This is a genomic window from Streptomyces hokutonensis (assembly GCF_042751305.1).
Lineage (GTDB): Bacteria > Actinomycetota > Actinomycetes > Streptomycetales > Streptomycetaceae > Streptomyces > Streptomyces hokutonensis_A.
The window spans coordinates 296957-311358 of record NZ_JBHYWD010000010.1 but is presented as its reverse complement, the minus strand read 5'-3'; the positions used below and the strand labels follow the sequence as shown (position 1 = coordinate 311358).

Genomic DNA, 14402 nt, shown 5'->3' with positions numbered 1-14402 from the left:
CACCCATGGAGGAGAGGGCGGAAAACGACCGGGCCGGGCAAGGAAACCCTTGCCCGGCCCGCCGGTTGAGCGTCTGACGCCGCGTCGGTCAGTTGTCGCCGACCCGGGACCCCAGGGTCAGTTCCGTCGTGTGTTCCGTGCCGCCGCGCTTGTAGGTGATCGTGACCTTGTCGCCCGGCTTGTGGGTCCAGATCTCGCCGATGAGAGTGGGGCCGCTGTCGATCACCGAGTCGTCGAGCTTGGTGATGACGTCGCCGGCCTTCAGGCCCGCCTTGGCGGCGGGGCCGCCGGCTTCGACCGCGGAGGAACCCGTGGTGATCGTGGCGCCCGCGGTGCTGTCCTCCAGGGAGACGGAGGCGCCGATCTTGGCGTACACCGGCTTGCCGGTCTTGATCAGCTGCTGGGCGACGTACTTCGCCTGGTTGATCGGGATGGCGAAGCCGAGGCCGATCGAGCCGGACTGGCTGCCGCCGCTGAGGCCGCCGCTGCTGGTGGACTGGATCGCGGAGTTGATGCCGATGACCGCGCCCTGGGCGTCTAGCAGCGGGCCTCCCGAGTTGCCGGGGTTGATGGAGGCGTCGGTCTGCAGGGCGCTCATGTAGGAGGCCTTGCTGGTGGAGCTGCCGTCGCTGGAGGCGACCGGGCGGTTCTTGGCGCTGATGATGCCCGTGGTCACCGTGTTGGAGAGGCCGAAGGGGGCGCCGATGGCGATCGTCTCGTCGCCGACGGCGACCTTGTCCGAGTCGCCGAGGGCGAGCGGCTTGAGGTCGGTGGGGGCGTTCTTGAGCTTGATGACCGCCACGTCGTAGCCCTGGGCGTGGCCGACGATCTCGGCGTCGTACTTCTTGCCGTTCGGGAAGGTCGCCGTGAGCTTGCCGCCGTCGACCGCGTCGGCGACGACGTGGTTGTTGGTGACGATGTGGCCCTGGGTGTCGAAGACGAAGCCCGTACCGGTGCCGCCCTCGCCGCTGGTGCTCTCGGCCTCGATGGTGACCGTGCTGGGCAGGGACTTGGCGGCCACCCCGGCGATGGTGCCCGGGTCGCGCTTGACGGAGGCGCTGCTGCCGGTGTCGGCGGAGACGGTGGTGGAGTTGCTGTTGTTGTCGTTGTCCTTGGCCAGGGTGTAGCCGAGGCCACCGCCCAGGCCGCCCGCGACGAGCGCGGCGATCAGGACGGCGGCGATGAGGCCGCCTCTTCCGCCGGCCTTCTTGGGCGCCGGCTGCTGCTGGTACGGGGTGCCCCAGCCGCCCGCGCCGTCGCCGTAACCGCCCGCACCGGACGCGCCGTCACCTCCGTAGCCGTCGCCGCCGTATCCGCCGACGCCCTCGCCGCCGTACGCGCCCGCGGCCGTGCCTCCGTCGGCGTACGACGGTGTGGCGGGCGGCGGGGGCGGCCAGGCGGCGTCGGGAGCGGATCCCGTGCTCTCGGGGCCGGGCGTCTGCGGCGCGGCGCCGTAGGCGGGCGCGTGCCCGGCGGGCGGGGCGCTCGGAGGCACGGACGGGAGCTGCGTGGTGGGCGCGCCCCCCTCGGGCGCAGCCGCCTGCGGGGAAGCTGCGGGAGATTCCACCGGCACAGGAGGTGCAGACGGGGCCGGGGGTACCTCAGTGCCCTCGTTCTCGGTGCTCACAGCTCTTCTCCTCGGTCCACGGCTGTTGTTCTCGGAAGCATGCGGTCACACTCGTTCACGCTTGTCGACGGTCCGGCGCGAAACAGCTGTGCTGGTGCTTTTGTATGCCGTCAGCTTTTCCCACCGGACGTCAGGGCACCATAAGCGGTGCCTGTGGGTCCATGGCGATCCTTTATAAGCGGTCATAAGCACCAAAAAGGCGTATACCTACACCTTTTCGGTTCCACGTGTACCCCTTTGCGGTGGCACCATGACGCGGTGACCCACGCACGGCAGCACCGGATCCAGGTCGTCGCCCACCGCGGAGCCTCCGAAGAGGCCCCTGAACACACCCTCGCCGCCTACAAGAAGGCGATCGAGGACGGCGCGGACGCGCTCGAGTGCGATGTACGACTGACCGCCGACGGCCATCTCGTCTGCGTCCACGACCGACGCGTCAACCGTACGTCGAACGGACGCGGAGCGGTCTCGGCGCTGGAGCTCGCCGATCTGGCCGCCCTCGACTTCGGCTCCTGGAAGGGCCGCGACTCCTCCCGCGACTCGTGGCGGACGCGGGACGAGGAGCCGGACTGGGAGCACCTTCCGGAGGACCGCGCGGACACCTCCGTACTCACCCTGGAGCGGCTGCTCGAGCTCGTCGCGGACGCGGGCCGGCGGGTGGAGCTGGCCATCGAGACGAAGCATCCGACGCGCTGGGCGGGGCAGGTCGAGGAACGGCTGCTGGTGCTCCTGAAGCGCTTCGGCCTGGACGCCCCGGCCACCGCCGCCGACTCCCCGGTACGGGTCATGAGTTTCTCGGCGCGATCTCTGCACCGGGTGCGGGCGGCCTCCCCGACGCTGCCGACGGTCTACCTGTTGCAGTTCCTCTCGCCCCGCCTCCGGGACGGTCGACTTCCGGCCGGTGTCCGGATCGCAGGCCCCTCGATCCGGATCGTCCGTAATCACCCTGCGTACATCGAGCGGCTGAAAAACGCCGGTCATCAGGTGCATGTGTGGACCGTCAACGAGCCCGAGGACGTCGATCTCTGCGTTGACCTGGGCATTGACGCCATCATCACCAACCGGCCGAGGGCCGTTCTGAGCCAGCTCGGTAGGGAACATTAAAGAACCTCATAAAGACCGCCAAACACCCCTTGACCCGACAGCCCCACCTGCACCATCCTCCGAACTCGGCCACACCATCGAAAACAAGCCACTCGATTACAGGGAGTGCTCCGGCGCGTTCGGTCCGTGTTCGATCGTTGCGAATGCGTCACTGAACGTGGATTGGCCGGTTTCCGGTACAGGCCAAGAGGGCATCCACACCGTGGCGTGGGGCGAAGGAGGTCTCGGGGGTGGCGTTGGTGGTGGCACAGGAAGTGCCCACGTCGTCGAGCATGGCCGTGACCCATGGCCCTGCGGGCGTGGGGCAGGCAAGACATCGCATGCGCGACCAGTTGCGCACCGGCGGTGTGTCGGAATCGGTCATCGACGATGCCGTACTGATCCTGTCCGAACTTCTGAGCAATGCGTGCAAACACGGTCGGCCGCTGGGCGACGCCCTGGCCGGTGACGGTGACGTCCGCTGCGCCTGGCGCGTGGACACGGGCGGCCGGCTCACGGTCGAGGTGACGGACGGCGGCGGCCCGACCCGCCCGGCTCCGGCCACGCCTTCGGTGACGGCACACGGCGGACGCGGGCTGAACATCATCACGGCACTGGCCGACGACTGGGGCGTACGCGACGACACCCGGGGCGAGGTGACGGTGTGGGTGGTCGTGCACGAGGACGTTCATGATCCGGATGCCGCGCACCGCCGCGAGGACTTCGCTACGCGCGTCACGGCCCCGACGGTCTCGGGCCCCCGGCTGGGCTACGCGGACGCCTACGACGACCTGGACTGACCCGTCCGGACAGACCGGACCGACACGTCCGCGCGGAACCGACGCGCCCGTCCACAGGCGCCGGGTTGTCCACAGGAGACCCGTGCCACCGGGTTTTCCACAGGCGGGCCCGGCGCCGACGCACGTCACCCGGTTGTCCACAGGCTCCCGTCGGTCATGGCGTGAACGGCTAGGCTCCCGCCCGTACGAGACGAGCCGTAACCGGGAGACACCCACGATGGCCAAGAAGCGACCCCAGACCACGGCCAAGCGGCCGCAGCTCAGCGACGCGGAGGTCCCGGTCGTCGGTGCCCGCGAGCCCTGCCCCTGCGGCAGTGGCCGCCGCTACAAGGCGTGCCACGGCCGGGCCGCCGCGCACGCGGTGACCGAGCTGGTGCAGCGGCCCTTCGAGGGGCTGCCCGGCGAGGGCGACTGGGTGGCGCTGCGCGAGCTGGTGCCGGCCGCCACGGTCGCGCTGCCGCTGAAGGGCGGCCTCCCCGAAGGGGTTCCGTCGGTCACGCTCGCCACGGTGCTGCCGATGGCCTGGCCGGCCCTGCGTCGCGACGACGGCTCGGTGCTGCTCGGTCTGCAGAACGACACGGCGTCCGGCGACATCAGCCGCGACCTCGCCGACACCCTCCAGCGTGCGCTGGTCGCGGAGCCGGGCACTCCGGTGCAGTCCCGCCGCGCGCCCGCCGACGGCCCGCGGCTGCAGGAACTGCTCGACCCGGAAGGCGCGTTCGAGCCAGTTGTGCACACGGGCTTCGAATTCTGGGTTCCGGAGGCGGAGAACGCGTCGCCCGAGGTGACCGCCTCCCTGGAGCGCGCCAACGCCGCCGCCATCCCGACCGTGAAACTCCAGGGCGTGGACGCCGCGTACTGGTGCGAGACGCCGGACAAGAACCACCTGCGCTGGGTGATGCCGTACCCGGAGGAGCAGCTTCTGGACGCTCTCGCGCGACTGCACGCGGCCGGTCGCTCCGGTCTCGGTGAGGGCACGCGCCTCGTGGGGTCCTTCCGTGCTCACGGTCTCACCGTGCCCGTCTGGGACCTGCCGAGCGGGTTCGGCGCGGACGACGTGGAGAAGCCGGCCGCCGAGTTCGCCGAGCGCCTCACCGCCGCGCTGGCCACGGACGCCCCGCTCACCGCGGACGAGCGCCGCGCGCGCGGCGGCCTCACCAACCGGCAGGTCACGCTCAGCTGACGCACAGAAGAGCGCGGGGGTTCGACTGACCGACCGGTCAGTCGCAACAGGCCTGTTCACTCCGGTTACTCCTGTCGCAACTCCCCGTTGTGAAAGGCAAGTCGGTGTCCGAATAGCCGAGATCGAATTTGCGAACCGCCGATCTCTTGTTACCGTTCGAGTAGCCCGGTTGCTGGTGCATCCCCCGTCGCCAGCAACCGGGTCTTTTCATGCCCGGCCCGCGTGTACGGAACGATGTCGTCCGTCAACTCGCCGTAGGCGCCGAGGAGTTGCTCCCCGAGCGCAGCAACAGCGGCCCGCGCCCGCCCTGTCCGGCGGCGAACTCCGCGACGGCCGTATAGGCCCCGAGATCGCCCTGTGTGTGCTCCCTGGGCGTCTCGCACAGCGAGGGCTCGTCCTCGGCGCTCACGGCGCAGTGCATCTGCACGGTGCGGTCCGCCGGCCCCATGAGGCTCAGCACCGCGTCCAGGTCGTCGCCGGTCGCGTTGCGGTAGTAGGTGCGCGCCCAGGTGTCCTCGCCCTGGGTCATGACACAGGTCTGCGCCTCGATGCCGTCGGGCGTGGAGAGTTCGGGCCCGCAGCGGGCGGCGGTGGCCAGCCCCAGGCCGAGCGTCAGCGGGGAGCGGGTGGGCGCGGGCGCCGGCGAGGGCACGGCGGACGGCTCCTTCGCGTCACCGCCGGAGGTGACGGAGGAGTCGACCAGGGAACGTACGACCGCGTGACCCTCGTCGCGTACGGGTCCCGCGGACGCCACGGCCAGCGGCAGCGCGACCGCGCACACCGCGACGCCCGCGAGGGCGAGCAGACGAAGGTTCATGTAGCGGAAGATAACTACCAACTACGGGCGCCGCGGTCCGCGCGCGCCCGACACCCCTACAACTCGGGGGCGCTCACACCCGTACGAGTGAGGGCCTCGACCACGGCGTCGACCACGGCCTCGACATCGGGGACCCAGGGCGAGGACGAGCCGGGCAGTGGTGCGCGCTCCCAGCGGATCTGCCCCTGGCCCGTCTCGGAGGGCGGCAGGGCGAGATAGCCGCCCTCGCCGTGGAAGCGGAGCGAGCCGGGGACGTGGTCCTTGGCGTAGAGCAGTTCGCCCAACTGCTCCAGGGAGTACGGCTTGACGAGCAGCGACCAGCGGGTGGGCGCGGCGACGACCGGGCCCAGGCGCATGCCCTGGAGGTCGAGCGCGGCGAGCGCCCGGGCGGCCGCGGGGGCGGGCAGGCTGACCGCGCAGGGGGCCTTGTCGCCGGTGGCGAGGACGATGGGTGCGGCAGGGCGGTTGCCCCACCACCAGCGCACCATGCGGGCGTCGGTGGTGGCCGCGAGGAGGCCGGGGTCGAAGGGGTGGGCGCCGGGAACCGTGCACTCGGGGTCCGGACAGCCGCAGCGGGCCCGGCCCTGCGGGTCCGGTGCCACGCCCGGGAGTACGGGCCATTTCCATTCCGTCGCGAAGGTCAGGGCCGCGCCGAGCATCTCAGACCTCCTGTTGTCTCGCCTGGACAGGAGCCTGCGTCGCTTTCCGAGGATCTCGCGCATGAGCGCTCGTTCCTTTCCGTTGCACCGCTGGCAACACCGAGGACCACATCACACCATGTGTCGATCACTTCACTGTGCATACCTGTTGGCGCATCACACCCCTGCGCGAAGCAAGGGGAACCCGTGCGTGCTGAAAAGCATGGGCGTGGCGTGGGGGTGGCGAAGTCTGGCGTTTTGCCGTTCCGCGTATTTCTCTCCGCCTCCGCCACGGGAGGATGGGGCACGATCGTCGGTGGTTAAGACGCCCGGGTCCCTCACCAGGTTCCGGGCGGCCCCCGCCACCCCTGGTCTTCTCCGAGTACGTACCCATCACGACCGCTGTGACGCTCCGTCGAGCAAACCCAGTCGACCGCAATGGACCGTCCCCTGATGCAGTTTTAAGCCAACTTTGCCAATCCGCAAGGGGAGAGCGAAATGCCCCCGCGAAACCCATGGACACCAGGAATCCCGGCAGGACAATGCTGGACATCCCCTCACGAGTGCGTGTACATGTGGAGACACTGCCAGCGGCGCAGAATGACATGGGGGTTTGCGATGCTTTTGAGCAATACGCACCGGTCGGAAAGCCGGACGCCATGAACGCCCCTCACCCTCCGAAAGTGGCTGGAATCGATTCAACGGTTCCCTCGCCCGCACACACTGTCGCGCCCGCGCCTGCCGCCACCGGTACCCCTCCGGCCCCTTCCCCGAACGTCCAGAACCCGCCGGAAACCGCTCCGAACGCGCCAAGTGCCCTGCTCCAGGACCGTCTCGCCGGCTGGGTCTCCGACCTCACGACCCTCCACGAACTCACGGAACGCCTGAACCGCACGGACGCACTCGCGGACGCACTCCAGGAGCTGCTGCGCGCCGGAGCCGCCCTGGTGGGCGCCCGGCGCGGACTCGTCGTCCTGGAACCCGGCGACGGCCTCGGCCCGCACACCACCATCGGCCTGGGCCTGGACCGCTCCGACCTCGGCCACATCGAGACCGTCCCGCGCGGGGCGATGTCCTACGGCCAGATTCTGGACGGGGCTCCGGGAGGTGAGGGCGGCGAGATGGTCCACGCCGACCTGTTCGCCGAGGACGGCCTCGACCCCCGACACCGCGAGGTCGCCGTACGCCTGGGCTACGCGGCGAGCTACGCGCTGCCCCTGGCGACCGACGCGGCCGGGCCCCTGGGTGCCGCAGTGTGGCTGTACGACGAGCCCGCCGAGCCGGTCGAGCGGCAACGCCATCTCGCCGGTCTGTACGCCCGGTTCGCCGCCGAGCACCTGGCGCGGCTCCTCGAAGTCGAGCGCACGCGCGCGTGCATGGCGACCATCGCCGGGGAGCTGCTGCCGTCCCGGCTCCCCCGTGTGGCCGGTGTGCAGCTCGCCGCGCTGCACCGCACGGGCCCGCGCGGTGGCGGCGACTGGTACGACGCGCTGCCGCTGCCGGACGCCGCGCTCGGTCTCGCCGTCGGCTCGGTGACCGGCGCCGGGCCGAGCGCGATCGCCGCGATGGGCCGGCTCCGCGCCTCCCTGCGGGCGTACGCGGTGATGGAGGGCGAGGACCCGGTCGCGGTTCTTTCCGACCTCGAACTGCTCCTCAGGCTCACCGAACCCGCCCGCTCGGCCACGGCCCTGTTCGCCTACTGCGAGCCCGCGCTGCGCAAGATCACCCTGGCCGGCGCAGGCCACAGCCCGCCACTCCTGGTCGGCGAGCGGCGCACGGAGTTCGTGGAGACCTCCGTCTCCGCGCCGCTCGGCATGCTGGCCTGCTGGGAGGCGCCGAGCGTCGAACTGGAGGCGGAGCCCGGCGAGACGGTTCTGCTCTACACGGACGGGCTGCTGCACCGTACCGGCGACCCCATGGACCGCGCCTTCGCCCGCCTCCACTCGGCGGCGGCGAGCGTCCCCAAGGCGCTGCGCGCCGACCCGGCCGCGATCGCCGACCACGTGCTGCGGACCGTACTGCCGGACGGCCTCGACACGGCCGACAGCGACGAGGACGTCGTCCTTCTGGCGGCCCGTTTCGAGTAGTCGCCCGGGAGCCATGTGTAACAGGCCATACGGCCCTGGGCCCCCTTCCGTACGACCGTACGATGGAGGGGGTCCAGTGCCGTATCTAGGAGGATGACCGTGGCCGACGAGCTCACCCCGGCTGTATCGGATCCTGCTGCTACCGCAGCGGGCCCGGAAGCCGAGCCTGAGGAGCCCATCAAGAAGCGCAAGAACGGCCTGTACCCGGGCGTGTCCGACGAGTTGGCCGAGAGCATGAAGTCCGGCTGGGCCGACACCGAGCTGCACGACCTGCGGCCCGTCGAGCAGGCCGGGCACACCGCCCGCCGCCGCGCCGCGCTCTCCGCGCGCTTCCCGGGCGAGCGCCTGGTGATCCCCGCGGGCAACCTGAAGACCCGCTCGAACGACACCGAGTACCCCTTCCGGGCGTCGGTCGAGTACGCGTACCTGACGGGTAACCTCACCGAGGACGGCGTCCTCGTCCTGGAGCCCACCAGCGACGGCCACAAGGCGACGATCTACCTCCTGCCGCGCTCCGACCGCGAGAACGGCGAGTTCTGGCTCTCCGGCCAGGGCGAGCTGTGGGTCGGCCGCCGCCACTCGCTGACCGAGTCCGAGGCGCTCTACGGCATCCCCGCCTCCGACGTCCGCGAACTGCCCGAGGCGCTGCGCGAGGCCACCGGGCCGGTCCGGGTCGTGCGCGGCTACGACGCCGGCATCGAGGCCGCGCTGACCGACAAGGTCACCGCCGAGCGCGACGAGGAGCTGCGGGTCTTCCTCTCCGAAGCCCGCCTGGTCAAGGACGAGTTCGAGATCGCCGAGCTGCAGAAGGCCGTCGACTCGACGGTCCGCGGCTTCGAGGACGTCGTGAAGGTCCTCGACAGGGCCGAGGCGACCAGCGAGCGCTACATCGAGGGCACGTTCTTCCTCCGCGCGCGCGTCGAGGGCAACGACGTCGGCTACGGCTCGATCTGCGCCGCGGGCCCGCACGCCACCACCCTCCACTGGGTGCGCAACGACGGCCCGGTCCGCTCCGGCGACCTGCTCCTCCTGGACGCCGGCGTCGAGACGCACACCCTGTACACCGCCGACGTGACGCGCACACTGCCGGTCAACGGCCGCTTCAGCGAGATCCAGAAGCAGGTCTACGACGCCGTGTACGAGGCCCAGGAGGCCGGTATCGCGGCGGTGCAGCCGGGCGGCAAGTACCGCGACTTCCACGACGCGGCGCAGCGCGTGCTGGCCGAGAAGATCGTCGAGTGGGGTCTTGTCGAGGGCCCCGTGGAGCGCGTTCTGGAGCTGGGCCTCCAGCGCCGGTGGACGCTGCACGGCACGGGACACATGCTCGGCATGGACGTCCACGACTGCGCCGCCGCGCGCACCGAGACGTACGTCGAGGGCACGCTGGAGCCCGGCATGGTCCTCACGGTGGAGCCCGGCCTGTACTTCCAGGCGGACGACCTGACCGTCCCCGAGGAGTACCGCGGCATCGGCGTCCGCATCGAGGACGACATCCTGGTCACCGAGAACGGCAACCGGAACCTCTCCGACGGGCTGCCCCGGACCTCCGCCGAGGTCGAGAGCTGGATGGCGTCCCTCAAGAGCTGACAGCCGATAACTGATACAAGACTGATGGCCGGGCACACGTGCGGTGCCCGGCCATTCGTGTGCCAAGTCGCATGACGGTCGCATGGCAGTCGTATGCCTAGGGGGAGGGCTTTTTCGTGAACGACTTCTGGTCCGGTGTCGGGGTCGACCTGCATCTGGAACCCGACCCGGAGGGCGGCCGCCGCGCCGGTCTCGAACGCGCGCTCCGGGACGCCGTACGCGACGGCCGCCTCGCCCCCGGAACCCGCCTCCCGGCCACCCGGCGGCTCGCGACCGAACTCGGCGTCTCCAGGGGCACCGCCAAGGCTGCCTACGACCAGCTCGTCGCCGAGGGCTATCTGACCGCCCGCCAGGGCTCGGGCACCCAGGTCGCTCGGCTGCCCTCCGTCGACTCGGAGACACCGGAAGCGGCGGCACGCGCGCGGGTACCCCGTTTCGACCTGCGGCCCGGCAGCCCGGACGTCGGCGCGTTCCCGGCGGCGGCCTGGCTGCGCTCCCTGCGCCGCGCCATCGCGACGGCACCCTCCCTGGCGTACGACTACGGAGATCCGCGCGGCCGCGTCGAACTGCGCACCGCACTCTCGGGCTACCTGGGGCGGGCGCGCGGGGTGATCGCGCCCCCGGAGCGGATCGTCATCACCTCCGGGTACGTCCAGGGACTCGCGCTCCTCACGCGCGTGCTCGACGGTTCCCGGGTGGCCATGGAGGATCCCGGACTGCCGTTCCACAGGGAGGTGGTCCGCCACAACGGCGGCAGCGTGGTCCCTGCAGGGGTCGACGAACGGGGCGTCCGTGCCGAGGAGTTGGGGGACGCGGCGGCCGTGGTGGTCACCCCGGCCCACCAGTACCCGACCGGCGTGACCCTGCACCCGGAGCGCAGACGGGCGCTGACCGACTGGGCACGCGCGCGTGGGGGACTGATCGTCGAGGACGACTACGACGGCGAGTTCCGCTACGACCGGCAGCCCGTGGGCGCACTCCAGGGGATGGCCCCGGGACAGGTCGCGTACCTGGGCACCGCCTCCAAGACGCTCGGGCCCGCGCTGCGGCTCGGCTGGATGGTGCTGCCGCCCCACCTGGTCGACCCGGTCGCCGACGCCAAGCTGCACAGCGACCACCACACCGAGACCATCGGCCAGCTGGCGCTCGCCGAGATGATCGACAGCCACGCCTACGACCGGCACGTGCGCGCGTGCCGACTGCGCTACCGGCGCCGCCGCGACCAGCTCCTCGGCCGGCTGGGGGCGCGCAGGAGCGTGCGCGGGATCGCGGCCGGGCTGCACGCGCTGGTGGAGGTCGACGACGAGAAGGCCGTAGTGGCGCGGGCCGAGAAGGAGGGGCTCGCGGTGGGGCGGCTCGGGGAGCACTGGCATGCGGCGGACCGGGGCGAAGGGCGACCGCAGGGGCTGGTCGTGGGGTACGGGACGCCTCGGGAGCGGGTCTATCCGGAGGCGTTGGAAGCGTTGGGGCGGGTGCTGGAGGGGTCCTGAATTGGACCAGGAAATGGAATGGCTATTGGGTCTCAACGGAGACCCAATGAGCTTCTAACGTCGTAGCCATGACGAACTCGCTCGTCCCGCCCGCGGGCCCGCAACGCACCCTCGCGCTGGCCCAGTTGACCAACTCCGTCGGTGACGGCGCCTACTACGTGACCTCGGCGCTGTACTTCACCCACGTCGTCGGGCTCGCCCCCGCGCGCGTGGGCCTCGGGCTCACCCTCGCGTGGGCCGTCGGTTCGCTGGTGGGCGTGCCGCTGGGTCGGCTGGCCGACCGGCGCGGGCCGCGCGGTACGGCGGTGCTGCTGGCGCTGGCGACCGGGCTCGCGGTGGCGTCCTTCCTCGTCGTCCGGGGATTCGTGCCGTTCGTGCTGGCCGCGTGCGCCTACGCCTCCGCGCAGTCGGGGCTCGCGGCGTCCCGCCAGGCGCTGCTGGCGGGACTGGTGGCCGCCGGGGAGCGGACCGGGCTGCTGGCCCACCTCCAGTCGACGCTGAACGCCGGGCTAGCGGTGGGCGCCGGCCTCGGCGGGCTCGCGCTGCGGGCGGGGACCCGGTCCGCGTACCTCGGGGTGTTCGCGCTGGACGCGGTGAGCTTCCTGGTGTGCGCGGGGCTGTTGCTGCGGCTCCCGTCGGTGGGGGCCGTCCGGGCGCGGAAGGCCGGCGGCCTCGGGGTGCTGCGCGACCGGCCGTATGTCGTCGTCACGCTGCTCAACACCGTGCTGCTGCTGCGGATGCCGTTGCTCAGCCTGGGGCTGCCGCTGTGGATCGCCGAGCGGACCGACGCGCCGACCTGGCTGGTGTCCGCGCTGTTCGTGCTCAACACCGGTGCGGTGATGGTCTTCCAGGTGCGGACGGCGCGCGGGGTCACGGGGCTCGCGTCGGCCACGCGCGTGGTGCGCCGTTCGGGCTGGGTGATGCTGGCGGCCTGCGCGGCGTTCGCGCTGTCGGCGGGCGCGTCGCCGTGGGTGGCGGCGGGGGCGCTGGTGGTCGGGGCGGTGCTCCAGGTGGCCGCCGAGATGGGGCAGTCGGCGGGTTCCTGGCAACTGTCCTTCTCGCTGGCGCCCGTCGACCGGGTGGGCGAGTACCAGGGGTTCTTCGGCACCGGCGTGACCGTGGCCAGGACGATGGGCCCCCTGGTGCTGACGTCCCTCCTCCTGGAGTGGGGCACCCCGGGCTGGCTGCTGCTGGGCGGGGCGACGGTCGCGGCGTCGTACGCGATGGGGCCCGCGGCGCGGTGGGCGGCGGGCACTGGTGAAGTGCCCGTCAGGCAGCAGGTATTGGCGAGCTGACCGGTAAGGAGTCCAGGAACAGCGCTCCCGCCAGGAGCCCCGCGCTTCCGCGAGGGCTCCACGCGCGCGCGTGGAGATCGGCGTCCAGGGCGGCCAGTGCCCCCGCGCCCGCCTCCGTCGCCGTGCCGCCCGCCTCCAGGACGCCGCGGGCCCCCGCCTGGACCTGGCGCAGGCCCAACGGGCCCGCGGTGTGCAGGAGTTCGGTGTCCTGGAGAGTGGACATCACGGTGAGAAGGGCGTCCAGGCGGGCCTGGGTCTCCGTGGCACCTGCCCTGCGGGCTGAGTCGAGGGCGTCCAACGCCCTGCGGACGTGCGGGAATCCGGCCCTTGCCTCGCCCCGGGCGCCGGCCGCGCCGTACTTGACGGAGATCGACGAACCCCGGGAGGGGCGCCGGGGGGCGCCCTTGTCGTTGAACGCGGTGATCTTCCGGGTGTTCAGGGCGATGTCGCGGGCCTTGGCGCCGGGGTCCAGGGCGACCGCGGCGACCAGGAAGCCGAGGGCCCACAGGGCGCCCTTGTGGCCGCCGCCGGCCAGGCCGACCGAGTGCTCGGTGCACCGGCCGATCGCGCCCAGCTCCGCCCGCAGCGCCGGCGTGGCCTCGCCGGCACGGCGGGCGGCGGCGGCCATCGCCGCGAGGCCGGGCACCAGCGCCTTGGCCGACCAGCGCAGACTGTCGTGCTCCCGGCGCGTACTGCGGGCGTCCAGGTCACGCGGGTCGGGCAGTCCCGGCTTGGGAGCCAGGGCCAGCTGACCGGTGAGCGCGGCCACGGCGGCCCGCGCCAGCGCGTCGTCCTCGCGACTTGTCATGTCCCTTACCTTACGAAGAGGCGGAGGCCGAAGGGGAGGCGCTGTCGCTCGGCGGGGTGCCCGTCGGGGCGCCGCTCGGGGGCGTGCCGCCTCCGCCGCTGCCCGCGCCCGTGCTCTCCGCGTCCGGGTCGACGCCGAGCGTCAGGGAGCCCTTGTAGCCCTTGGACGGGTCCTTCTTGTGAACGGCCTTGAGGGTGAGGAGGCCGCTGGCGGCGCCTCCGCCGTCGTAGACCATGTCGTCGGCCAGGACGGTGTACGAGCCCGTGTGCTTGGCGTACGGGTCGAGGGTGAAGATCTCCTCGGCGATGTCGTCGGCGAAGAACAGCTGGCCGGTGTAGTTGACCTTGCCGCCCTCGTAGGTGCCGTCCTCCTTCTCGCCGCCGGTGTGCACCTTCACGTGGATGTGGCAGGTGCGGGGCGTGTACCAGCCCGGGAAGATCGTCTCGAACTTGACGACCCCGTTGGCGTTGGCGATCTGGTAACCGCGCAGGTAGGTGAGGTCGTTGGCGCTGTCGCCCTCCTCGCTCTCGGCGGGGGCCGAGCCGCCGGGGTTGGCGGTGGTGTAGCCGGAGTAGTAGCCCCAGGCGTCGCAGTGCCAGATCTCCACGGCAGCGCCCTTGACCGGGGTGCAGCCGTCGGTGGCGTCGACGACGGTCAGGCGCAGGGTGAGCGGGACGCCGGCCTTGCCCTCGGTGATGTCCTTGCGCACCAGGGCACCGTCGAGGTAGTACGGGCCCTCGGTGACGCTCGTCATGAGCGTCATGCACTCGCTGCTGGTCGAGGTCGCCGACGCCGTGGCGTCCGCGTCGGCCGTCGTGTCCGCGGTGTCGGCGAACGCCGACTGCAGCCCGGCCGCCGCCAGCCCGCCGGCCGCGACCGTCCCGCCGGTCACCGCGAGGGCGCGGCGCCGGCTGATGGTTTTGTCCTTGTGGTTTCCCGTCATGATCGCGAAGCTAGGGACGGCACCCGTCAGGGGCATGGGCCCCG

12 protein-coding genes are annotated in these 14402 nt (G+C 71.7%); 7 read left to right on the top strand and 5 right to left on the bottom strand.

Annotated features, from left to right (window positions below; translation table 11 throughout):
- Nucleotides 1–88 precede the first annotated feature (88 nt).
- Nucleotides 89–1627, bottom strand: coding sequence for a S1C family serine protease (locus ACFXC1_RS27080; RefSeq protein ID WP_381246751.1), 1539 nt, complete (start codon nucleotides 1625–1627; stop codon nucleotides 89–91).
- 258 nt (nucleotides 1628–1885) lie between these two features.
- On the opposite strand from ACFXC1_RS27080, the gene ACFXC1_RS27075 reads away from it, so the two are divergent.
- The 3 genes from ACFXC1_RS27075 to ACFXC1_RS27065 all read left to right on the top strand — a co-directional run bounded on the left by ACFXC1_RS27075 (nucleotide 1886) and on the right by ACFXC1_RS27065 (nucleotide 4693).
- Entirely contained in the window at nucleotides 1886–2731 is an 846-nt protein-coding gene (locus tag ACFXC1_RS27075) for a glycerophosphodiester phosphodiesterase (RefSeq protein ID WP_381246748.1), read from the top strand.
- Between the two features lie 230 nt (nucleotides 2732–2961).
- The gene (locus ACFXC1_RS27070) at nucleotides 2962–3510 is read left to right on the top strand and encodes an ATP-binding protein (RefSeq protein WP_381246745.1); all 549 of its coding nucleotides are present in this window, start codon (nucleotides 2962–2964) and stop codon (nucleotides 3508–3510) included.
- A 217-nt stretch (nucleotides 3511–3727) separates the two neighbouring features.
- On the top strand, nucleotides 3728–4693 hold the full coding sequence (locus ACFXC1_RS27065; protein ID WP_381246742.1) for a DUF5926 family protein: 966 nt from the start codon (nucleotides 3728–3730) through the stop codon (nucleotides 4691–4693).
- 244 nt (nucleotides 4694–4937) lie between these two features.
- Here ACFXC1_RS27065 and ACFXC1_RS27060 read toward each other — a convergent pair whose 3' ends face one another.
- Both ACFXC1_RS27060 and ACFXC1_RS27055 read right to left on the bottom strand, forming a co-directional pair.
- Nucleotides 4938–5510 carry a hypothetical protein gene (locus ACFXC1_RS27060; RefSeq protein WP_381246740.1) on the bottom strand — a complete coding sequence of 191 codons (573 nt, stop codon included), beginning with the start codon at nucleotides 5508–5510 and terminating at the stop codon, nucleotides 4938–4940.
- Nucleotides 5511–5566: 56 nt separating this feature from the next.
- Nucleotides 5567–6232 (bottom strand): bifunctional DNA primase/polymerase, encoded by a 666-nt coding sequence (locus tag ACFXC1_RS27055; protein WP_381246738.1) that lies wholly within the window; start codon nucleotides 6230–6232, stop codon nucleotides 5567–5569.
- Nucleotides 6233–6690: 458 nt separating this feature from the next.
- On the opposite strand from ACFXC1_RS27055, the gene ACFXC1_RS27050 reads away from it, so the two are divergent.
- The 4 genes from ACFXC1_RS27050 (at nucleotide 6691) to ACFXC1_RS27035 (ending at nucleotide 12607) form a co-directional block, all read left to right on the top strand.
- Nucleotides 6691–8235, top strand: a complete 1545-nt coding sequence (locus ACFXC1_RS27050) for a PP2C family protein-serine/threonine phosphatase (protein ID WP_381246736.1) — start codon at nucleotides 6691–6693, stop codon at nucleotides 8233–8235.
- A 93-nt stretch (nucleotides 8236–8328) separates the two neighbouring features.
- The gene (locus ACFXC1_RS27045) at nucleotides 8329–9822 is read left to right on the top strand and encodes an aminopeptidase P family protein (RefSeq protein WP_381246734.1); all 1494 of its coding nucleotides are present in this window, start codon (nucleotides 8329–8331) and stop codon (nucleotides 9820–9822) included.
- 116 nt (nucleotides 9823–9938) lie between these two features.
- The gene (gene pdxR / locus ACFXC1_RS27040; protein ID WP_381246731.1) at nucleotides 9939–11312 is read left to right on the top strand and encodes a MocR-like pyridoxine biosynthesis transcription factor PdxR; all 1374 of its coding nucleotides are present in this window, start codon (nucleotides 9939–9941) and stop codon (nucleotides 11310–11312) included.
- A 68-nt stretch (nucleotides 11313–11380) separates the two neighbouring features.
- Entirely contained in the window at nucleotides 11381–12607 is a 1227-nt protein-coding gene (locus ACFXC1_RS27035; RefSeq protein WP_381246729.1) for an MFS transporter, read from the top strand.
- Here the strand turns inward: ACFXC1_RS27035 and ACFXC1_RS27030 are convergent.
- Both ACFXC1_RS27030 and ACFXC1_RS27025 read right to left on the bottom strand, forming a co-directional pair.
- The gene (locus tag ACFXC1_RS27030; protein ID WP_381246727.1) at nucleotides 12582–13415 is read right to left on the bottom strand and encodes a triphosphoribosyl-dephospho-CoA synthase; all 834 of its coding nucleotides are present in this window, start codon (nucleotides 13413–13415) and stop codon (nucleotides 12582–12584) included. The two genes, ACFXC1_RS27035 and ACFXC1_RS27030, sit on opposite strands and share 26 nt — an antisense overlap.
- Nucleotides 13416–13425: 10 nt before the next feature.
- Entirely contained in the window at nucleotides 13426–14358 is a 933-nt protein-coding gene (locus tag ACFXC1_RS27025; RefSeq protein WP_381246724.1) for an intradiol ring-cleavage dioxygenase, read from the bottom strand.
- Between the last annotated feature and the right edge of the window lie 44 nt (nucleotides 14359–14402).

Coding starts and splice junctions, on each gene's coding strand:
- ACFXC1_RS27065 (WP_381246742.1), top strand. CDS start 3,728: ATGGCCAAGAAGCGACCCCAGACCACGGCCAAGCGGCCGCAGCTCAGC.
- ACFXC1_RS27060 (WP_381246740.1), bottom strand. CDS start 5,510: ATGAACCTTCGTCTGCTCGCCCTCGCGGGCGTCGCGGTGTGCGCGGTC.
- ACFXC1_RS27055 (WP_381246738.1), bottom strand. CDS start 6,232: ATGCGCGAGATCCTCGGAAAGCGACGCAGGCTCCTGTCCAGGCGAGAC.
- ACFXC1_RS27045 (WP_381246734.1), top strand. CDS start 8,329: ATGACCGTGGCCGACGAGCTCACCCCGGCTGTATCGGATCCTGCTGCT.
- ACFXC1_RS27030 (WP_381246727.1), bottom strand. CDS start 13,415: ATGACAAGTCGCGAGGACGACGCGCTGGCGCGGGCCGCCGTGGCCGCG.
- ACFXC1_RS27050 (WP_381246736.1), top strand. CDS start 6,691: ATGCTGGACATCCCCTCACGAGTGCGTGTACATGTGGAGACACTGCCA.
- ACFXC1_RS27025 (WP_381246724.1), bottom strand. CDS start 14,358: ATGACGGGAAACCACAAGGACAAAACCATCAGCCGGCGCCGCGCCCTC.
- ACFXC1_RS27035 (WP_381246729.1), top strand. CDS start 11,381: ATGACGAACTCGCTCGTCCCGCCCGCGGGCCCGCAACGCACCCTCGCG.